The following is a 17,619-nucleotide window of genomic DNA, read 5'->3' on the forward strand; positions in this document are numbered from 1 at the left end:
AACCGTCATTCCGGGATGGTGCGTAGCACCAGACCCGGAATCTCGAGATTCCGGGTCTGGTCCTTCGGACCATCCCGGAATGACGACAAGTAAGGAGGACCACATGAACATCCGCTCCAATCCCGACACGACCCTTCCCGCCGTGACCACGGGCCCGTTGCCCTCCTCGCGCAAGATCTTCTCCACGCCCGATGCGGCGAGCGATCTGCGCGTACCCTTGCGCGAGATCATTCTCTCCGAAGGTGCGGGCGAGCCAAACCTGCCCGTCTATGACACCTCCGGTCCCTATACCGACCCCAGCGTCGTGATCGACGTCAACAAAGGCCTGGCCCGCGCTCGCACCGCCTGGGTTAAGGAGCGCGGCGGCGTCGAGGAATATCAGGGGCGCAGCATCAAGCCGGAAGACAACGGTAATGTCGGCACCGCGCACGCCGCCAAGGCCTTCACCGCGCATCACCAGCCGCTGCGCGGCCTCGATGCTTCCGTTCCCTCCCCCCGCGATCTTAGCTCCCCTCCCCCTTGTGGGGAGGGGTCGGGGGTGGGGGTGGTCGCAAGCGCTGCTGTTCAAGGTTACCCCCCTCCCCAACCCTCCCCCACAAGGGGGGAGGGAGTTGGAGAGACGGGAGGGGAACAGAGAGGCCTCGCATGGTCGCGCGGACCTGGCCATCCGCCAATGGTAACGCAGCTTGAATTCGCCCGCGCCGGGATCATCACCAAGGAAATGATCTACGTGGCGACGCGCGAAAACCTCGGCCGCAAGCAACAGCTCGAGCGCGCGGAAGCAGCTCTAGCCGACGGCGAAAGCTTTGGCGCCGCGGTGGCGGCCTTCATCACGCCGGAGTTCGTGCGCTCCGAGATCGCGCGTGGTCGCGCGATTATCCCCTCCAACATCAACCACGGCGAACTCGAGCCGATGATCATCGGCCGCAACTTCCTGACCAAGATCAACGCCAATATCGGCAACTCGGCGGTGACCTCGTCGGTGGAAGAGGAAGTCGACAAGATGGTGTGGGCGATCCGCTGGGGCGCCGACACCGTGATGGACCTCTCGACCGGGCGCAACATCCACACCACGCGCGAATGGATCCTGCGCAATTCGCCGGTGCCGATCGGCACGGTGCCGATCTATCAGGCGCTGGAGAAGTGCGACGGAGATCCCGTCAAGCTGACATGGGAGCTCTACAAGGACACGCTGATCGAACAATGCGAACAGGGCGTCGACTACTTCACGATCCATGCCGGCGTGCGCCTGCCCTACATCCACCTTACGGCCAACCGCGTCACCGGCATCGTCTCGCGCGGCGGCTCGATCATGGCGAAGTGGTGCCTGGCGCATCACAAGGAGAGCTTCCTGTACACCCATTTCGACGAGATCTGCGACCTGATGCGCAAATACGATGTGTCGTTCTCATTGGGCGACGGATTGCGTCCGGGCTCGATTGCGGACGCCAACGACCGCGCGCAATTCGCCGAACTGGAAACGCTCGGCGAACTCACCAAGATTGCGTGGGACAAGGGCTGCCAGGTCATGATCGAAGGCCCCGGCCATGTGCCGATGCACAAGATCAAGATCAACATGGACAAGCAGCTCAAGGAATGCGGCGAGGCGCCGTTCTACACGCTTGGCCCGCTGACCACCGACATCGCGCCGGGCTACGACCACATCACCTCGGGCATCGGCGCTGCCATGATTGGCTGGTTCGGCTGCGCGATGCTGTGTTACGTGACGCCGAAGGAACATCTGGGCCTCCCCGACCGCAACGACGTCAAGACCGGCGTGATCACCTACAAGATCTCGGCGCACGCCTCCGACCTTGCGAAGGGCCACCCGGCGGCACAACTGCGCGACGATGCGCTGTCACGCGCGCGCTTCGACTTCCGCTGGGAGGACCAGTTCAACCTCGGCCTTGATCCCGAAACGGCGTGCAAATTCCACGACGAAACGCTGCCGAAGGAAGCGCACAAGGTGGCGCATTTCTGCTCGATGTGCGGCCCAAAGTTCTGCTCGATGAAGATCACGCAGGACGTGCGCGACTATGCGGCGACGCTCAATGATCCGGCTGGCATTGGCCAGCCTCATCCTGAGGAGGCGCGCAGCGCCGTCTCGAAGGATGAAGCGGAGAAAGGCATGGCGCAGATGAGCGCCAAGTTCAAGGAGATGGGCGCCAACGTCTATCTCGATGCGGACAAGGTGAAGGACAGCAACAAGGTGTTGTGAGCTTTCCTCGCCTACCGAGCGAACCTGAGAAGTCTATCAAAAATAAAGGGGCGGGCGAGGCGCGCCGACCCATGAGAAGTCCTCAACGGGGCGAAATCCTCAAGGGTCGGGGCGAGGGTTGGATGGACAGGACCCGCCTGCCTCACAGCGCGGCTGGGGTCCAATCATTGCTCCCGGAGGATGTGAAATCTGGAATCGGAAAATATTCCTGTGGGAAATGCAAGTTGTTTCATGCATTTACGTCAAGTCGCTCGATCATTGAGCGGAGAAACTGGGGATAGACGCGCCCATCGGTTGTAAAAGCCCTCCTTGGCCGCCAATACGTGGCGTGCTGCGAGGATCGATGAACATGAAAGGACTCATACTGGCGCTGATCATGGCGCTTGGCCTCGGACGAGCGCTTCATGTCGCTTACGCCTGCAAAAAGGGAGCCGGAGCGCACACGCAATGAGCGATCTGCGACCTTATCGGGATCGACCTGCTACGCAGCTGACTGCCGGAGCGCGCTTCATAAGGGGCTTCACTCGGATTGGCGCAGTCGTTGCCGTGCTGGTGGCGCTGACAGGCGGGACGATCACCATCTTCGTCGCCAAAGAGCTGTACAACGATGCGACTCGTTCTCATGAGAGCGCGCAGTGCGTCGCGCGGCTCGCGCGCGCCGGCTACACATTCAGAACAAAGTCCTACAGTGATGCACTCGATTATGACGTCGGCGGCTGCGTCGAAGACGGCCTCTATCGCAAATCGGTTCGCGAAGTGATCGCGCTTGCCGATGCGCCAGACCCGGTGTTTGTCACGAGCAACGGCGCTGAAGCGCTCGGTTACGGCATGATCGTTACTGGCATCTGCGCCGTCGTCGCCTATCTGGCCTCCTGGCTGATCGGCTGGATGTTCGCCGGCTTCACGAAAGACGCATAATCATGGAATACAACTTGGACCATCGGGTCGTTCTTAGTACCGAGCGCGAACACAAGAGTTTGTATTCGTGGTCCATCAAGGAGTTTGATGCACACGGAAAACAAATCGGCCATGACCAGATTCCATGGGACTGGTCTGTGGCATTCGAAGTTCTAGAATTGAGCACGTCGTATACGCTTGAGATGAAGAAAGATGATGGGGCACATGACACCGACGCCCCTCTGTCGAGCGAGGTGCGGGAATATCTCTATGGAAGATTGCGCCCTTCTGTGGAGCGCCGAGAGGCGGGCTTCTACTCTATGTTCGGGACTCGGCGACGAATAGATCGGTTTAGCTTCTTTATCTACAAAGCGAAGGACGACAAAAACGAATATTGTCAGTTGTCAGGTAGCGCAAGTTATACGGCTGAGTGGGATTTCGAAGACGTAACCGAGCCGGATTGGATTCAGCTATCGATCGTTGTCTCACCGGAGCGGTTCGAACAACTAATGAATTTGGTGAAGTTGCCCGCGGCGACGGGAGCAACAATTCGCTTGCGCGGTGTTGACGGCTTTTATTCGGAGTGGTCGCCGTCGATAAGAACGGAAAGCATTAAGGTGCTGGCCAGTGTGCAAGATCAGCAGCTCATGAATTCAGAAAATTTAGACTTGGTCCCTCCCGTATTGGGCAATGTTCAGGAATTCGAGCTCTCCTTAAGAAAGCAACATCCTCTGATACGTTCACTGAAACCGAAAGATGGCGAAGACTGAGATGGCGGTTCGAGCGCCCGCTCCGCTGGTTGGTTTTCTCGACGTTGCCGCCCCCAAGTCGCGCGAGGTGATCAACGTACCCGGCGGCCTCCGCAATGCGTTCGAAGAAGCTACAGCAGGCCGCGTTCACAACAGCTTTCTTTGCGCGGGCGCGATGGGCTTTCTGATCAACAACGGCGGTATGCCGACCACTCCGGTTTTTTTGAGCAAGCCGTCATCGAATGTCTCCAGCGCCTGAACTTTCGCCTCAAGCGCGGTCGCGACGTGAATGGCGTCTTTGGGGCGTATTCCGTGGTCCCAAACTAGTTCTTGAGCGCTCTCTGAGACAACGCGAGTGACGTTGCGGAGTCTCATGCAGGATCGGCGAAAGAATCTGCGAACGATTTCGGCCTTGTCCTTCGGAATCGGAGGTGCGTTTCGCATCCAAAGTACTTCAGCGATTGTAAGCGTCGACGTCACGATGAGCACTTCGCCCGCATCCGCGCGCATCAGGGTGCCCTCGCACAGCTGCGCCTTACCGGCCTCTGACTGGAGCCATCCGAGAAACGCGTCGCTATCCCAATAAATCAATTCAACTGGCAAATCAGTTACGGAGAATGCCTCTCACGTCCCCTGCTGTTGGTAGTTCGCTGTCATCGGGCAGGCTGATTACGCTAACCGCTTCGATGCTGATAGGCATCCCGTTCTTCCGATAATGGATCACGCCGGAGACTTCGACGCGCTTTCGAAACTTATCGAAGACCTCGGCGAGCAGGTTCTCGGGAAAAAAGCAGCGAACCTTCTGCTTTAGCATTGCATCGCGGATTTGGAATTGTAGAGAGCCGCTACTGCCCTCGGTTATCGTTTCCAATCGACCTTCGATTGTCCCGTAGTCGTTGTAGTCAGCCCTAAAATCCTCCCGGATGACGCTCGCAATTCTTGGGTCTAGCTCGACCGGCTTTTTGCGGACCCAAAGGCGGACCGGAATCATGTGACCTCGTGTGCCTTCGGATATTTCCGCCAAGGTCCGCAAGTGCTTCACCGCTGCTTCAGGTAGGCCGGAGTCGTCAATATCGCCTTCCGCGATGCGCCTAATGCCCTTCTCAGCACGCGCGTAGACCGCGTTCACGACTTCAATAGGAGTTACCGGCATTGGGTCAACGCCGAGTAATGTGCTGCCCTCGCGCACCCGTACGACCCATCGCGCGGGCTCCCCCTCTGGAGCAAAGCTCGCGCTCAATTCCTGTATATATCCGAAGAACGCACGGGCAGCCGTCATGAAGCGCTCAGGAGATAGATCGGCGCCGATCTCCAGCGTGAGTTCACTAGGTATCTGGTCGGCAATAGCCATCAACCAATCCGTTGTTAGCTCCCAAAAACAACAACGCGCATTATCCGACGGAGGCGTCAATCATACGTTACGCTCATCATCGTCGGCAAGGGACGGAGGCAGGTACCAACTCCCGTTTCTTTCGTAATTTCAATGCGATAAATAAAGGGTCTTTCTCCCGCAAAGGAGAGAACGGCAAAAAACCGGCCTTGGCGATATGCCGACCGGGCTGCTCACATTTGAAAAGTTTTCAAATCCGCGTTGATCACGCCGCGACCGGCAGCTCCGCCCGGTCGACGGCCCCTACCGCCGGCCTTCCGATGATCCGCCGCAGTTCGGCAGCCAAGCCATCCAGCACCGCGCGCTTTTCCTTCATCCGCTTGCTGTGATTGTACACCTTGCCGGTGACGGTCGGCACGATCTGCTCTGACTTGCTCGCGGTGTGATCGAGGCACTTCGCGATCCACGTTGGCATCGAGGTCACGCAGCTCGGGATTCTCTGGCGCGTACCTGGGGATGCACCCCGGAATGACGGTTGCTGATTTGCGCGTCTGTCCAGCCCTCGCGCGAAAAATATTTCGCTTAACCCGTCGGGCAAATCAGCGATACCAGCTCGCCCCGTCTCACCCGATGAGAGGGGCGGCTCGCGATCGTCACGAACGTGGGTGAGATGCGGTGGACGCGGACCTCGCCAACAGACGAACGGCGCGGGCTCGCGGACGGCGAAGTCGTGTGGTCCTGACGCCCCGACGCTGGCGTCAACTTGGTGACGATGCTCGGCATCGTGACTTAGGATGGTGGCAAGAAAGCCCGGCTCACCAGGGAGATCACGAAGGAAACCGTTAAAACCATTGCGCAGGGAGTGCCGGATCGTTCCGGTGGACCTGTGGTGACTAACTCGTGTGCTTTCTATCCTTGCGCACGAGGCTGCGGGTGCGCCTGACGCACCGGCATTCCCTGCGCCCTCTCTATCCGGGGCGAAATGTTTGTGCATCACCCGCGCGCAACTCGCGCCGCGGGAATGCGGCCTGACGCCCCAGTGTCCCGCGGCACTGAAAGGAACGTCAGTGTCGCTACACCAGGCTGTCTGACACGTGAATCCGGGAGACCCCCGAGATGCATCGCTATCAGCGATACGCCTCTGGATGAGGGCTGAGTGACGTCTGTCAAGCGGTCCGCCGGCGCCGCGATGTGTGCCGGAGCAGCACACAGGATGGGTTGAGCGTTTGCGAAACCCATCGTCTCAGCCGCTGCCGTGATGGGTATCGCTGCGCTCCACCCATCCTACGCACTGCAGAACACCTGCCTCTCACCGCGCCGGAAATACCGTAACCGTCAGCACACAGACGCGCTCGAATTTGGTCCCGTCGCCGAGCGAGAATGTCTGCACGATCGGCGATGCGCCGCCGTACACGTCAGCGCCGTCGCGGCGCGCCAGTCGTTTGAGTTCGAAGGAGGAAATGCCAAAGCTCTTTCCGGCGGTGGGACCGGCTGTAAAGGTGCCGCTTGCGGCGCCGGCGCGGAACATGGCGCCGTTGTCTTGCGATTCGCTGACCGAGGCACTGAATGTGCTGTTGTAGGCGTGCGCTGCCGGCGCATGCATGCGGGGTCCGACCCCGAAAGAAGCAGTATCGACGAATTGACCGACCTCGCTGGCCGCACCGTGATCGTCCACGCTGCCGTTGCTTGCGAATGTCATCGTCCACGCAACACCGGTGTAGACCGGTTCCAGCCTGGCATTGAAGCCCTGCGGCGAGGCCAGGCATGTTCCCGAAGCGCTATAGGTGAAAGCCGAAGCCGTGGACTTCGTGTCGGCAGGCTCCGCCAGCGCCGATGTTGCAAGCGCTGCAAGCAGGCAGGAGACGAATACGGCTCTCATCCCGCACCTCCTTTTGTTGCCTTGCCTGAAATGGCGCACGATTCATATTCTCAAATGAGCGGAAAGCCAATTCGCCTTTGGCGGCGAGACGATGTCTCGCCGCCTCTCGTCGCCTCCTTTGGTGCCGCCGGCGAAGGCCTCGGGCGTGATGACCCGCAACATGAGCGATCCAGGCGCGGGCAAGCCGCCGGCAATCACGCGCTTGCTACTGGCGCCGATAGAGCTTTTGCCGCAGGACTGCCCCGTTCAGCGCCCTCGTGCGGTCGACATTGGCCACCTTGCGGTGCCTGGGGATCCATCATTTGGGGAGACTTTTCATGCGTCGCGTTACTGCCCTCTGTGCTGCTGCCGCCATCGTTGCCTCGACCGCTGCCATCGCCCGTCCGATGCATCAGGAGCAGTCCGGCTACTATGTGATCCGCTGGGACGACACCGGCGTCTGCCAGATCTGGAACACCAACCTGACCCAGAAGCCGTGGCAGCTGTTCTCGCAGTACAAGGTCGTCAGCAAGACCGTGCCGACCTTTGCGGCCGCGGCGACCATCCAGGAAGACATGCGGATGACCCGTCACTGCACGCTGTGAGCGTGGGTTGAGAGTGCCTCAGGTTGAGGCAGAGTGGCATCGAAGGCCGAGCGATTGCCCGGCCTTCTTGTTTGATGGCAGTATCGCCATTGCGTGAATGCGGATGACCATGGACGGCGAATTTCGGCTGCAAAATTATCTGGCGCGGATCGGCTATCACGGCCCGCTTCACGCCGATCTCGCCACGCTGAAGGCGCTTCAGCTTGCGCATCTCGATGCAATTCCGTTCGAGACGCTCGATCCGCTGTTGCGCCGTCCGGTCAAGCTCGATCTCGCTTCGGTGCAGGCCAAGCTCGTCGATGGGCGCCGCGGCGGATATTGCTACGAGCATAATCTGCTGCTGCAGGCCGCGGTTGCGGCGATCGGCTTTGAGGTCACCGGGCTTGCCGGGCGGGTGCGCTGGATGTCGCCGCCGGACAGTCCGCTGGGGGCGAAGACACATATGCTGCTGAAAGTCGATCTCGCCGACGGCGTTTATCTGGCCGACGCCGGCTTCGGCGCCTGTCTCCTGGACGCGCCCCTGCTGCTGAAAGCCGATATCGAGCAGACCACCGCGATGGGGACGTATAGGCTCACACAATCGGACGAACTGCTCTGGTTGAATGCGAAACGAGAGGGCGGCTGGCGAACGCTGTACGTGTTCGACTTGCAACCGCAGCTTCAGTCCGATTACGAACTTGGCAACTGGTTCACCTCGACCAACCCGGCGATTCCCCTCACCACCCGCCTGATCATGGAGCGGCTGTCGGGCAGGCGGCGCTACCGGCTGGTCGATCGAACGCTGTCGACCGAGGCGCGCGATGGTGAGGTGGTCAGTGAGCGCACGCTCGCAAGCGCGGCGGAACTGGCCGACGCGATGAGCGACACCTTCAGGGTGACGCCGCCGGTGCCAGCGGAGGTGATTTTCGACAAGATCGGCGGATGAGGCCTGCGCATCTTCTGATCCCTCCCCCGCGGAACGCGTGGGGAGGGTGGCCGTTGCGAAGCAACGGTCGGGTGGGGGCGCTAACGCTATCCGACAGATGACTTATTTTGAGTTGGCTCTCAGAGACCCCCACCCCGTCGCTCGCTTCGCTCGCGCCGACCCTCCCCACAAGGGGGAGGGAAAAGCAAGAGCGTCTCACCGGATGCCGATCGCAAGCCCGCTGAGATCCGCGTTCGCCATCAGGCCGACCTGCATGCCCGAAAGTTCGAGCACGACGCCGCGCGCGTTGGTGAGCAGGATGCCGCGCACGCCGCCGCCGACCACAATGCCCGCGCCGCCCGCCGCATAGGGCCCCGCGATATCCGACGCCCGCCAGATATTGTGGACGCGGCCGCGCAGCACGGCGCGCGATCCGCCGAACACGAGACCGTAGTCGATCCCGCCGACCGAGAGCGAGTAGCGGCGGCCGTGGAAATCCAGAACGCCGCTGCCGCCGTTGCCGCCGATGATCCATCCGGCCTTGTAGATCGTGAGCTGCACATAGCCATCATCGGCATTGGCCGCGGTCGGCAGACTGAGGCAGGCGGCCAACGTGAGGACGGCGGCGCGCAAGACGGATGGCAGTTTCATAGGTTCCCCCGGGAGTTTGCGTTCGAAACGAGAAATCGAATCTCAGGCGGCAGGACTTTAGCCGACCGAACAAGCCCAGAAAAAGGCATTGGCGGCAGGCGGACGGGTCCCTATCGTGGTAATTTCGGAGCGGCCAGCCACAGGAGGGACCAGAATGCACAATTTCACGCCCCTGAGCGGACTGATCGGCGGCGCGTTGATCGGGCTCGCCTCCGCGCTGTTGATGCTATCGGCCGGGCGCCTCGCCGGCGTTTCCGGCATTCTCGGCGGATTATTGACCGCAAGCAGCGACCGCGCCTGGCGGATCGCCTTCATTGCCGGGCTCATCGTTGCCGCGCTGGTCGGGCCACTGTTCGGCGCACCGGGAGCCGCGCGGCTTTCGTCTTCCAATCTCGCGCTCTATGCCGTGGCCGGCCTGCTGGTCGGGTTTGGCAGCCGGATGGGGAACGGCTGCACCTCGGGCCATGGCGTCTGCGGTTTTGCGCGTTTCTCGATGCGTTCGATCACGGCGACGCTGGTTTTCATGGGCGTCGCAGTCGTCACGGTTCTGATCGTTCGTCACGGTTTCGGGGGATAAGATCATGGCATTGATCCTCGCGAGCTTCTGTAGCGGCCTCATCTTCGGGCTGGGACTTTTGATCTCCGGCATGAACGAACCGGAAAAGGTGCTCGGCTTCCTCGATTTCTTCGGCGCTTGGGACGCCACGCTGGCCTTTGTGATGGCAGGCGCCGTCGCTGTGGCCGCAGCAGGATTTGCGCTGGCGCGACGCCGAGTTGCGCCGCTGTTTGCCGCCAGATTTGGCTGGCCCTCGCGCAACGATATCGATGCACCGCTCCTGACCGGCTCGGCGCTGTTCGGCGTTGGCTGGGGTCTTGCCGGGATTTGTCCCGGCCCTGCGCTGGTGAACCTCGCTAGTCTGACCGCACCGATCATCGTCTTCGTGGCGGCGATGGTGCTCGGCATGTTCGGCTTTGAACTGTGGCAGCGGCGCAGTGTGGCGAGCGCTGGCGCTCAAAGTGTCGCCGTCGCAACGCCGTCGGACGGGTGAGGCGGCGCTCGCCCCTCACGTCGGCATTGCGAGCGAAGCGCCTTTACGCCTTCTCTTCCGCTTCCAGGCGGTTGAATTCGGCCTTGACCAGTTCGTGAAAGACATCCTTGTCCAGCACGCCGGATTTGCGGATGGGCGCGGCCGCAAGCGCATTGACGACGGCGTCATGAATTTCGAGGCCGCCTTCCGAGTGCTTGACCATGCCCCACTTGATCAGCTTCTTGTCGCTGACGAGTTCCGTGAAACGCATAAGCCGCAGGCTCAAGCTCAAAAATTCCTTCGGATCCGGAAATTCGCGTTTCACCGCCTGCATGCCGCGCAGGCTCGCCGGCTCCTCAGGCTTTACTGATCCATCCGCCTCGCCGTCCGGTAAGTCCGCAATCAGCGCGGACTGAAAAATGCCGAGCGCCTGATGCAGCCGCCCTGGCTGCACAGCCTCTACCTTCTCTTCAGTCGCAGCACTCATCTCTTCCTCCCGGGCGGCAACGCGTAGCTCACCCTTGCGCCAGCGGATGCCGCTTTTGCGCCAACAGAAGGGGCATTGCAACCTCGACGAAGTCGTTTTGAAACCATTTTGGAGCCGCCAGTTCCACAACTCGCGGCACTCATGAGCATTCGGGTCGATCCGATCGCGCCTTTAGGCGCTGCTCGTCAGAACTGCCGCCCCTTCTACAGCGACACAACCCGCTACCGCTCGTGGCGTGGATTTGACACTCGCCGTCCGCCAAGCCGCTAACGACGCGGCGGCAATCGCCGCTCCCTGAGCAGGGCATCATGCGCTGCCGAAATCCGCAAGAAGGCTTCCTCGCTGCCGCCGGCATCCGGATGAGCGCGCTTGGCGAACAGCTTGTAGGCGCGATGAATTTCAGCTTCGGACAGGCGACGATCGAGCGGCAATCCCAGAAGCTCGCGGGAGTGCTCTTCCATGGTCAGCATCCTGGGCGCTGCCTGTCGCCTGCCGAATTGCGGCGTGGTGAGCGCAGATAACACCTCGCGAATGACGCCGAGCCGGCGCCGTGCCGCAACACTGGTTGCGCGATCGGCGCCGTCCTGCGCGGCGGATCGCAGGATCGGCAAGGCCTGGGAAGCCGCCTGACCCAACGCCTCGTCTTCGCTTGTAGAGGCAATCAGCTGCGCGAGCCGCATCGCCTCGCCGTAGTCGGGCGCATGCGCCAACCAGATGCGATCGAGTTCAAGCTTCCACTCCGCAAGATGCCGGTCCATGGCAAACACCCAGAGAATGAAACACCAGGCGGAGGTAAGGCTTTCCGCTTCCGTTGCGGCAAATTTGAATTGATTTGTCGAGAAAGCGCTGTGGCCAGCGCGGCAGAGTTGTTAAGCTCCCAAAAAATCGACGCGGAGAAAAAAATGTCAGGACTTCTCGAAGAGCACATCGCTGTCGTCACGGGCGCAGCCTCCGGCATCGGTCACGCGATCGCGTCCGGCTATGCCCGCGAAGGCGCTCGGGTGGTCCTGCTCGACATCAACCAACCGGCGGCCGAACAGGCCGCGGAAGAAATTCGCCGCTCCGGCGGCCGTGCTTCCAGCTACCGGCTCGACGTCACCCACCGCGAGGACTGCGTGAAGGTCGCGAAGCTCATCGCGGAACAGGTCGGGCAGGTTTCGATCCTGGTCAACAATGCCGGCATCAACCGCCGTAACGGCTTCGCCGGCGAGGCTTCGGCCGTGATCAAGGATTGGGAAGACATCATCTCGATCAATCTCAACGGCGTATTCAATGTGACGCATGCCCTTCTCGAACCCTTGCGCGCGAGCAAGGGACGCATCGTCAACATTGCCTCGATCCAGTCCTTCGTGCATGTGCGCACGCCGAACTCGCCGGCCTACACCACCTCCAAGCACGGCGTGCTCGGCTTCACCCGGGCGCTTGCGGCCGAACTCGGCAAGTTTGGCGTGCGCGTCAATGCGATCGGCCCCGGCTTGATCGAAACGCCGCTCAATGCCGCGGTGCGCGCCAACAATCCGGAGTTGGTCAAGATTTTCATCGACCACACGCCGCTCGGGCGCGCGGGCAAACCGGAAGACATCGTGGGGCCGGCGATCTTTCTCGCCTCCGACCTCGCAGCCTATGTCACGGGATCGATCGTGATGGCGGATGGCGGCTACCGGGCGATCTGAACGCGGATGCACGGACAAATAAGCGTAAAAAGAAGGGCAGGAAGTAAGAGGTCACGGGTGCGGCGCCTCCGTTCGCACCTTGCCAAAGTGCCGCGCCAGATAGAGCGCGATGACCAGGCCGCCGATCAGCGCCACCGCGCATAGCGGCCACGGCGGCGGCAACTGCGGCAGGAAAATATAGAGCAGTGCGAAACCGATCGCGAGATTGCAAAAGCCCCAGACCACGTTGACCACCGCCGAGGATTCGCCGACGCCGCGCGGCGAAGCGAACGGCGTCTGAAAACGGTTGCCACACGTGCCTTGCACGACGTGCGGGATCGCGTTCGTCAGGAACGCGCCGGCAAAGAACCAGCCGACATAGACATACCAGACCATGAACGATCCTCTTTCGCAGCGCGTGACTACCCGAAGCGAAGGCGCGAACGCTCCTTCGCCTTCTCGGCTTCGACCTCGCGGTCGCGCGCCGGCGCATGGGTATGCAGCGAGGCAAGCAGCCGATGCGCGGCAGATGTGACCTCCTCGACCGCGCGGTCGAAGGCAGCCTCGTTGGCTTGCGACGGCTTGTTGAAGCCGGATAACTTGCGCACGAACTGCAAGGCCGAAGCGTGAATTTCGTCGTCGGTCGCCGGCGGCTCAAAGTTGAACAGCGTCTTGATGTTTCGGCACATATTGATCTCCCTGAAAACGGCCCGGCGTAGGCCGCTCCTTAGACAAGGTCTGGCGGACGGCCAATTCTGCCATAGAATAGATCGTGCATTCTCTTTCCGCAAAGCCGGTCGAGCCGGCGAGAGGCAAGTTCCCGATGAGCCATGTCACTTACAAGATCGTCGAACACGATAGCGGTTGGGCCTATACCTACGATGGGGTGTTCTCCGAAAGCTTCCCGACCCACGCCAAGGCCCTGGCGGCCGCCCGACGCGCCGCCCTCGAGCAACGCGTGCCAGGACGGACAGAATCCATCCAATATGAGACCGCTGACGGCAAATGGCACACCGAAGCCGCCTCCGGCAGTGACCGCCCCGAGACCGATGTTCAGGACACACCGTAACGCGCAAGCCATCAAATGAGGATAACGCCATGAGAGGTTTGCGGCCGCTATTGTCCGCGATTTTCGTCGCCATGTCATTTGCCGCTGTCGCCGCGGACTATCCGCCGCCGAAGCAAAGCGACTTCATCGTGCACGACTTCAAGTTCCATGGCGGGGAGGTGATGGCAGAGCTGAAGCTGCATTACACCACGGTGGGCGAGCCGACCGGCCAGCCGGTATTGGTGCTGCACGGCACCGGCGGCTCGGCGGCGAGCATGTTGACGCCCGCCTTTGCCGGAGAGCTGTTCGGCGCGGGCCAGCCGCTCGACGCCTCGAAATATTACATCATCATTCCCGACGGCATCGGCCATGGCAAATCGTCCAGGCCCTCCGACGGCATGAAGACCGGATTTCCCAAATACGACTACGATGACATGGTCGAGGCGCAACACCGGCTCGTGACGGAAGGCCTTGGCATCAAGCACCTGCGGCTCGTGATCGGCAATTCCATGGGCGGCATGCAGACCTGGCTGTGGGCCGAAAAATATCCCGACATGATGGACGTAGCGGTGCCGATGGCCTCGCAACCGACCGCGATGGCGGCGCGCAACTGGATCTTGCGCCGGATGATGATCGAGACCATCCGCAACGATCCCGACTACAAAAACGGCAACTACACGAGCCAGCCGCGCATGATGAAATATGCCATCGCAGCCTATCGCTTCGCGAGCTCCGGCGGCACGCTCGCCTATCAGGACCAGGCGCCGACGGCGGAGAAGGCCGATCGCATGGTCGCCGAGCAGCTGGCGAAGCCGATCGCCACCGACGCCAACGACTTCATCTATCAGTGGGGGTCCTCGCACGACTACGATGCATCCGCCGGGCTTTCGCGGATCGAGGCGAAGCTGCTCGCGATCAACGCGGTCGATGACGAGCGCAACCCGCCCGAAACCGGCGTCATCATCGATGCACTGGCCCAGGTCAAGCATGGCAAGCTCGATCTGATCCCGGCGTCAACCGAGACACGCGGCCACGGCACGACGGCGAACGCAAAGTTCTACAAGCTGGCGCTTGAGGAGCTGCTGCGCTAGTGCGGCGAATTTGAAGTTCCTATCAGTTTCGCCGAGAGTTCGTTATAGGAACTTCAAATTCAAAGCCGCTACTCAAATCAATAACTTGCTAGAGCTCCTTTGATTCCGAAGTTCGCATCGGAGGGGCCGCAATAGCTTGCGAACTTCGGAATCGGAGCTCTAGTGAGGGCGAAAACACCAGCGCCTCGTCACCCTGCGCGCCGTGATGCGCTGGACGATGGCCGGGTTCTACGTCGCGGCCGGCATCGCTCATCTTGTCGTGCCGGATAAATTGCTCGCGATCACGCCGTCATGGGTGCCCTTCGCGCCGCAGGTCATCCTGGTGACCGGCTTGTGCGAACTGGCAGGCGCCGTGGCGCTGGTGACCAGGCCATTCCGACGCTGGGCAGGAGTTGCACTCGCGGCCTACGCCATTTGCGTGTGGCCCGCCAATTTCAAGCACGCCATCGAAGGCATCGACCTGCCGTATATCGCCAACAGCTGGCTCTATCACGGCCCCAGGCTCGCCTTCCAGCCGGTGCTGGTCTGGTGGGCGCTGTTCAGCGCTGAAATCATCGACTGGCCCTAGAGCTCCGATTCCGAAGTTCGCAAGCTATTGCGGCTCCTCCGATGCGAACTTCGGAATCAAAGGAGCTCTAGCAACTTATTGATTTGAGTAGCGGCTTTGAATTTGAAGTTCCTATAACGAACTCACGGCGAAACTGATAGGAACTTCAAATTCGCCGCACTTGCGGCGCGATTCGCGGTAGCTGTGATCTGGTCCCGGTGATAATTCTGCGGCTGGCGCCCGCAATTTTGGAGAGTTGACGTGAGCGAGCTTTGCCCCGATGACCTCAGGAAGATCTACCCGGATCCGACAGCGCGCGTGATCACGAAGGCGCGGCCAGCGATCGATGTTCACGCGCGGAAATTCATCGAGATGTCGCCGTTCTGCGTGCTGGCCACGTCCGGCACCGACGGCAGCGTCGACGCCTCGCCGCGCGGCGGCCATCCCGGCTTTATCCATGTCGACGGACCCAACCGGCTCTTGATGCCCGACCGCCCCGGCAACAACCGGATCGACAGTTTCAAGAACATCGTCGAGGGTAGCGGCCTCTTGCAGCTGATCTTCTTCGTGCCCGGCCTCGACGAGACGCTGCGCGTCGGCGGCAGCGGCGTGCTCACGGCCGATCCGGCTCTGCTTTCGGCGATGGAAGAATTCGGAAAATCGCCACGCGCAGTGCTGCGCATCGACGTCAATGAGGCCTATTTCCACTGCGGCAAGGCGCTGATGCGTTCAAAACTGTGGTCGAAGGATACGCAGGTCGAGCGCGCGATGTTTCCATCGATCAGCCAGGTCATCCACGATCAGACCAGTCTCGGCGAGCCGGAAACGCAAGCCGCGGTCGAGGCGCGCTACAAGACGCAGCTTTGATTCCGGATTTCGTGATAGGTGGCCTCATGGTTCGAGGCGCCACGCAAAAGCGTGACTCCTCACCATGGGGGTCTCGCGCCCAAATTGAGGACCTCATCCCGAGGAGGCGCTTGCGCCGTCTCGAGGGATGATTGAAGAGCGCTAGTGCTCCTCGCCCTGGAGGCCGCCGACATGCTTCTGGGTGTAGAGTTCGAGCCCGATGCGGCCGATTAGGTCGATCTGGGTTTCGAGGAAATCGATGTGATGTTCCTCGTCCTTCATCAGCTTCTCGAACAGATCGCGCGAGACGTAATCCTTCACGCCGTGACAGTGGGTTGCGGCTTCCTGATAGAGCAGGCGCGCGCTGATTTCCGCGGCGAGATCGCAGTCGATGACTTCCTTGACGTTCTGGCCGATCCGCAGGGGATCGAGCACCTGCATGTTGGGAAAGCCGTCGAGGAAGATGATGCGATCGATCAAGCGGTCGGCGTGCTCCATCTCCTCGATGGATTCCTTGCGCCAGGTCTTGGCCATCTCGAGCAGGCCCCAATTGCCCAGGAGGCGGTAGTGCAGCCAGTACTGGTTGATGGCCGTGAGTTCGTGGCGCAAACCCTTGTTAAGATAGTCGATGACCTTGGCGTCGCCTTGCATGATAGCTTCCCTTTAGTGCCCACTTTCCGAAGTTCGTACCCTGCCTCAGCACCGACTTCCACGAACTTCGGAAAGTCAAGGGCACTAACAAACCTAAATATCCTCACCGGTTCCTGCTGTAGCGCATCGTCCGCCAAAGTTTAAGCGGTTTGGCAGCCTGCCAATCGTGCCCATGCCGCGGGAAGCGGAGAACTCGCGGTAAGTTCCGGGGTTCAGGCGACGGTTTCGAGCGGGAGGATGGTATCGCCGTGCTGATGCTTTGCAGCATGGTTGTGCGGACAGCCGGAGCAACACGCCTTGGCGCAGGCGCCGAGTGCATCGTCGATGATGGTCTTGATCGTGCGCGCGCAACGGCCGCACTCGGCGCTGCAACCGAGGCAGCCATAGAGTTGCTTGGCATTGCGAGGGAGATCTTGCGCACTCTCGACGGCGCTGCGGACGTCGTTGTCGCTCAGCACGTTACAGGAACAGACGATCATTGAAGCGGGAGGCCCGTTGGTGATGCAGAGCCTGAAATATTGGATGAGGCCGCCGGATGCAAAGACAAAAGCGGAGTTTTGAAGCAATTCCAAACTGATAGACGGTTCACTTTGGAATGAATCTAAAATCCAAAAAGCGAGCTCCGTAGATCGACGGAGTTTGGCAAACGGCCGCGCCCTTCAGTCGCTGTCGCCTCCACCGCCATGTGCGCCGCCACCATCGCTCCCGCCGCCATCGCTAGTGCCGCCGTGATCCCCGGAATGGCCCTGCCCGTCGAACCAGCAACTGCCAGCCGCTTCGACGCTGACCGAACCGTCATGCGCCGATGCATGGTCCTGCCCTTTGCGGCGCCGGACGCCTTGCACGAACCAACTGAGGAGGACCGCGGCGACCATGATCGTCATCGCCAATAACGCCTGCTTCACGACTCACTATCCCCCATGGCAGTCACTATTGTGCATTGCACCATTTTTCCCGACGCCGCCTGATTAGGCCGGTATTATGACAGCCCCGTTCATTGATCGTTCAAGTGATATATGGGAACCTCTCGTGAGTAGACCGCTTGAACGCAGTCTCA

Annotated in this window: 25 protein-coding genes; 13 read left to right on the top strand and 12 right to left on the bottom strand. The window is 60.9% G+C overall.

The window, feature by feature from the left end; all coding sequences use genetic code 11:
• The first annotated feature begins 103 nt into the window (after window positions 1-103).
• The 4 genes from thiC (at window position 104) to M6D32_RS11785 (ending at window position 4,123) form a co-directional block, all read left to right on the top strand.
• A complete protein-coding gene (gene thiC, locus M6D32_RS11770; RefSeq protein ID WP_298256217.1) occupies window positions 104-2,218 on the top strand; it encodes a phosphomethylpyrimidine synthase ThiC in 2,115 nt (704 codons plus the stop codon).
• Between the two features lie 447 nt (window positions 2,219-2,665).
• Window positions 2,666-3,136 (top strand): hypothetical protein, encoded by a 471-nt coding sequence (locus tag M6D32_RS11775; protein ID WP_298256219.1) that lies wholly within the window; start codon window positions 2,666-2,668, stop codon window positions 3,134-3,136.
• A 2-nt stretch (window positions 3,137-3,138) separates the two neighbouring features.
• Window positions 3,139-3,885 carry a hypothetical protein gene (locus M6D32_RS11780; RefSeq protein WP_298256221.1) on the top strand — a complete coding sequence of 249 codons (747 nt, stop codon included), beginning with the start codon at window positions 3,139-3,141 and terminating at the stop codon, window positions 3,883-3,885.
• Entirely contained in the window at window positions 3,872-4,123 is a 252-nt protein-coding gene (locus tag M6D32_RS11785) for a hypothetical protein (RefSeq protein WP_298256224.1), read from the top strand. Before M6D32_RS11780 ends, M6D32_RS11785 begins: the two co-directional genes overlap by 14 nt.
• On the opposite strand, the gene M6D32_RS26950 is transcribed toward M6D32_RS11785, so the two are convergent.
• From M6D32_RS26950 to M6D32_RS11800, 4 genes are all read right to left on the bottom strand, one after another.
• A complete protein-coding gene (locus M6D32_RS26950; RefSeq protein WP_366145831.1) occupies window positions 4,012-4,467 on the bottom strand; it encodes a PIN domain-containing protein in 456 nt (151 codons plus the stop codon). The genes M6D32_RS11785 and M6D32_RS26950 overlap by 112 nt on opposite strands.
• A 1-nt stretch (window position 4,468) precedes the next feature.
• Window positions 4,469-5,215 carry an OB-fold nucleic acid binding domain-containing protein gene (locus M6D32_RS11790; protein WP_298256226.1) on the bottom strand — a complete coding sequence of 249 codons (747 nt, stop codon included), beginning with the start codon at window positions 5,213-5,215 and terminating at the stop codon, window positions 4,469-4,471.
• 244 nt (window positions 5,216-5,459) lie between these two features.
• Window positions 5,460-5,669 (bottom strand): hypothetical protein, encoded by a 210-nt coding sequence (locus M6D32_RS11795; RefSeq protein ID WP_298256228.1) that lies wholly within the window; start codon window positions 5,667-5,669, stop codon window positions 5,460-5,462.
• Between the two features lie 834 nt (window positions 5,670-6,503).
• On the bottom strand, window positions 6,504-7,073 hold the full coding sequence (locus M6D32_RS11800; protein WP_298256230.1) for a hypothetical protein: 570 nt from the start codon (window positions 7,071-7,073) through the stop codon (window positions 6,504-6,506).
• A 317-nt stretch (window positions 7,074-7,390) separates the two neighbouring features.
• Here M6D32_RS11800 and M6D32_RS11805 point away from each other — a divergent pair, with 317 nt between their 5' ends.
• A complete protein-coding gene (locus M6D32_RS11805; protein ID WP_298256232.1) occupies window positions 7,391-7,657 on the top strand; it encodes a hypothetical protein in 267 nt (88 codons plus the stop codon).
• Window positions 7,658-7,754: 97 nt separating this feature from the next.
• On the top strand, window positions 7,755-8,582 hold the full coding sequence (locus M6D32_RS11810) for an arylamine N-acetyltransferase (protein WP_366145832.1): 828 nt from the start codon (window positions 7,755-7,757) through the stop codon (window positions 8,580-8,582).
• Between the two features lie 195 nt (window positions 8,583-8,777).
• Here M6D32_RS11810 and M6D32_RS11815 read toward each other — a convergent pair whose 3' ends face one another.
• A complete protein-coding gene (locus tag M6D32_RS11815) occupies window positions 8,778-9,212 on the bottom strand; it encodes a hypothetical protein (RefSeq protein ID WP_298256234.1) in 435 nt (144 codons plus the stop codon).
• A gap of 154 nt (window positions 9,213-9,366) precedes the next feature.
• On the opposite strand from M6D32_RS11815, the gene M6D32_RS11820 reads away from it, so the two are divergent.
• Together M6D32_RS11820 and M6D32_RS11825 are read left to right on the top strand one after the other, a co-directional pair.
• Window positions 9,367-9,789 (top strand): YeeE/YedE thiosulfate transporter family protein, encoded by a 423-nt coding sequence (locus M6D32_RS11820; protein WP_298256236.1) that lies wholly within the window; start codon window positions 9,367-9,369, stop codon window positions 9,787-9,789.
• A 4-nt stretch (window positions 9,790-9,793) separates the two neighbouring features.
• A complete protein-coding gene (locus tag M6D32_RS11825; RefSeq protein WP_298256238.1) occupies window positions 9,794-10,261 on the top strand; it encodes a DUF6691 family protein in 468 nt (155 codons plus the stop codon).
• A gap of 43 nt (window positions 10,262-10,304) precedes the next feature.
• Here M6D32_RS11825 and M6D32_RS11830 read toward each other — a convergent pair whose 3' ends face one another.
• Complete coding sequence (locus tag M6D32_RS11830) at window positions 10,305-10,727, bottom strand: hypothetical protein (RefSeq protein WP_298256240.1); 423 nt, start codon at window positions 10,725-10,727, stop codon at window positions 10,305-10,307.
• A 266-nt stretch (window positions 10,728-10,993) separates the two neighbouring features.
• On the bottom strand, window positions 10,994-11,485 hold the full coding sequence (locus M6D32_RS11835) for a hypothetical protein (RefSeq protein WP_298256242.1): 492 nt from the start codon (window positions 11,483-11,485) through the stop codon (window positions 10,994-10,996).
• 144 nt (window positions 11,486-11,629) lie between these two features.
• Here M6D32_RS11835 and M6D32_RS11840 point away from each other — a divergent pair, with 144 nt between their 5' ends.
• A complete protein-coding gene (locus M6D32_RS11840; protein ID WP_298256244.1) occupies window positions 11,630-12,400 on the top strand; it encodes an SDR family oxidoreductase in 771 nt (256 codons plus the stop codon).
• A 51-nt stretch (window positions 12,401-12,451) separates the two neighbouring features.
• Here the strand turns inward: M6D32_RS11840 and M6D32_RS11845 are convergent, their stop codons facing one another.
• Together M6D32_RS11845 and M6D32_RS11850 are read right to left on the bottom strand one after the other, a co-directional pair.
• A complete protein-coding gene (locus tag M6D32_RS11845; protein WP_298256246.1) occupies window positions 12,452-12,775 on the bottom strand; it encodes a hypothetical protein in 324 nt (107 codons plus the stop codon).
• A 26-nt stretch (window positions 12,776-12,801) separates the two neighbouring features.
• On the bottom strand, window positions 12,802-13,068 hold the full coding sequence (locus M6D32_RS11850; protein ID WP_298256248.1) for a DUF2277 domain-containing protein: 267 nt from the start codon (window positions 13,066-13,068) through the stop codon (window positions 12,802-12,804).
• A 134-nt stretch (window positions 13,069-13,202) separates the two neighbouring features.
• Between M6D32_RS11850 and M6D32_RS11855 the strand changes: the two genes are divergently transcribed.
• The 4 genes from M6D32_RS11855 to M6D32_RS11870 all read left to right on the top strand — a co-directional run bounded on the left by M6D32_RS11855 (window position 13,203) and on the right by M6D32_RS11870 (window position 15,932).
• Window positions 13,203-13,448, top strand: coding sequence for a DUF2188 domain-containing protein (locus tag M6D32_RS11855; RefSeq protein WP_298256295.1), 246 nt, complete (start codon window positions 13,203-13,205; stop codon window positions 13,446-13,448).
• A gap of 29 nt (window positions 13,449-13,477) precedes the next feature.
• Window positions 13,478-14,518, top strand: a complete 1,041-nt coding sequence (locus tag M6D32_RS11860) for an alpha/beta fold hydrolase (RefSeq protein WP_298256250.1) — start codon at window positions 13,478-13,480, stop codon at window positions 14,516-14,518.
• A 205-nt stretch (window positions 14,519-14,723) separates the two neighbouring features.
• Window positions 14,724-15,086, top strand: a complete 363-nt coding sequence (locus M6D32_RS11865; RefSeq protein WP_298256252.1) for a DoxX family protein — start codon at window positions 14,724-14,726, stop codon at window positions 15,084-15,086.
• Between the two features lie 240 nt (window positions 15,087-15,326).
• A complete protein-coding gene (locus M6D32_RS11870) occupies window positions 15,327-15,932 on the top strand; it encodes a pyridoxamine 5'-phosphate oxidase family protein (protein ID WP_298256254.1) in 606 nt (201 codons plus the stop codon).
• Window positions 15,933-16,073: 141 nt separating this feature from the next.
• Here M6D32_RS11870 and bfr read toward each other — a convergent pair whose 3' ends face one another.
• The 3 genes from bfr to M6D32_RS11885 form a co-directional block, all read right to left on the bottom strand.
• The gene (bfr, locus tag M6D32_RS11875; RefSeq protein WP_298256256.1) at window positions 16,074-16,562 is read right to left on the bottom strand and encodes a bacterioferritin; all 489 of its coding nucleotides are present in this window, start codon (window positions 16,560-16,562) and stop codon (window positions 16,074-16,076) included.
• A 212-nt stretch (window positions 16,563-16,774) separates the two neighbouring features.
• Window positions 16,775-17,041 carry a (2Fe-2S)-binding protein gene (locus tag M6D32_RS11880; protein WP_298256258.1) on the bottom strand — a complete coding sequence of 89 codons (267 nt, stop codon included), beginning with the start codon at window positions 17,039-17,041 and terminating at the stop codon, window positions 16,775-16,777.
• 180 nt (window positions 17,042-17,221) lie between these two features.
• On the bottom strand, window positions 17,222-17,467 hold the full coding sequence (locus tag M6D32_RS11885; RefSeq protein ID WP_298256260.1) for a hypothetical protein: 246 nt from the start codon (window positions 17,465-17,467) through the stop codon (window positions 17,222-17,224).
• Between the last annotated feature and the right edge of the window lie 152 nt (window positions 17,468-17,619).

Source organism: Bradyrhizobium sp. (assembly GCF_027307225.1).
Classification (GTDB): domain Bacteria; phylum Pseudomonadota; class Alphaproteobacteria; order Rhizobiales; family Xanthobacteraceae; genus Bradyrhizobium.

Coding starts and splice junctions, on each gene's coding strand:
- thiC (WP_298256217.1), top strand. CDS start 104: ATGAACATCCGCTCCAATCCCGACACGACCCTTCCCGCCGTGACCACG.
- M6D32_RS11775 (WP_298256219.1), top strand. CDS start 2,666: ATGAGCGATCTGCGACCTTATCGGGATCGACCTGCTACGCAGCTGACT.
- M6D32_RS11780 (WP_298256221.1), top strand. CDS start 3,139: ATGGAATACAACTTGGACCATCGGGTCGTTCTTAGTACCGAGCGCGAA.
- M6D32_RS11785 (WP_298256224.1), top strand. CDS start 3,872: ATGGCGAAGACTGAGATGGCGGTTCGAGCGCCCGCTCCGCTGGTTGGT.
- M6D32_RS11790 (WP_298256226.1), bottom strand. CDS start 5,215: ATGGCTATTGCCGACCAGATACCTAGTGAACTCACGCTGGAGATCGGC.
- M6D32_RS11795 (WP_298256228.1), bottom strand. CDS start 5,669: ATGCCAACGTGGATCGCGAAGTGCCTCGATCACACCGCGAGCAAGTCA.
- M6D32_RS11800 (WP_298256230.1), bottom strand. CDS start 7,073: ATGAGAGCCGTATTCGTCTCCTGCCTGCTTGCAGCGCTTGCAACATCG.
- M6D32_RS11805 (WP_298256232.1), top strand. CDS start 7,391: ATGCGTCGCGTTACTGCCCTCTGTGCTGCTGCCGCCATCGTTGCCTCG.
- M6D32_RS11810 (WP_366145832.1), top strand. CDS start 7,755: ATGCGGATGACCATGGACGGCGAATTTCGGCTGCAAAATTATCTGGCG.
- M6D32_RS11815 (WP_298256234.1), bottom strand. CDS start 9,212: ATGAAACTGCCATCCGTCTTGCGCGCCGCCGTCCTCACGTTGGCCGCC.
- M6D32_RS11820 (WP_298256236.1), top strand. CDS start 9,367: ATGCACAATTTCACGCCCCTGAGCGGACTGATCGGCGGCGCGTTGATC.
- M6D32_RS11825 (WP_298256238.1), top strand. CDS start 9,794: ATGGCATTGATCCTCGCGAGCTTCTGTAGCGGCCTCATCTTCGGGCTG.
- M6D32_RS11830 (WP_298256240.1), bottom strand. CDS start 10,727: ATGAGTGCTGCGACTGAAGAGAAGGTAGAGGCTGTGCAGCCAGGGCGG.
- M6D32_RS11835 (WP_298256242.1), bottom strand. CDS start 11,485: ATGGACCGGCATCTTGCGGAGTGGAAGCTTGAACTCGATCGCATCTGG.
- M6D32_RS11840 (WP_298256244.1), top strand. CDS start 11,630: ATGTCAGGACTTCTCGAAGAGCACATCGCTGTCGTCACGGGCGCAGCC.
- M6D32_RS11845 (WP_298256246.1), bottom strand. CDS start 12,775: ATGGTCTGGTATGTCTATGTCGGCTGGTTCTTTGCCGGCGCGTTCCTG.
- M6D32_RS11850 (WP_298256248.1), bottom strand. CDS start 13,068: ATGTGCCGAAACATCAAGACGCTGTTCAACTTTGAGCCGCCGGCGACC.
- M6D32_RS11855 (WP_298256295.1), top strand. CDS start 13,203: ATGAGCCATGTCACTTACAAGATCGTCGAACACGATAGCGGTTGGGCC.
- M6D32_RS11860 (WP_298256250.1), top strand. CDS start 13,478: ATGAGAGGTTTGCGGCCGCTATTGTCCGCGATTTTCGTCGCCATGTCA.
- M6D32_RS11865 (WP_298256252.1), top strand. CDS start 14,724: ATGCGCTGGACGATGGCCGGGTTCTACGTCGCGGCCGGCATCGCTCAT.
- bfr (WP_298256256.1), bottom strand. CDS start 16,562: ATGCAAGGCGACGCCAAGGTCATCGACTATCTTAACAAGGGTTTGCGC.
- M6D32_RS11880 (WP_298256258.1), bottom strand. CDS start 17,041: ATGATCGTCTGTTCCTGTAACGTGCTGAGCGACAACGACGTCCGCAGC.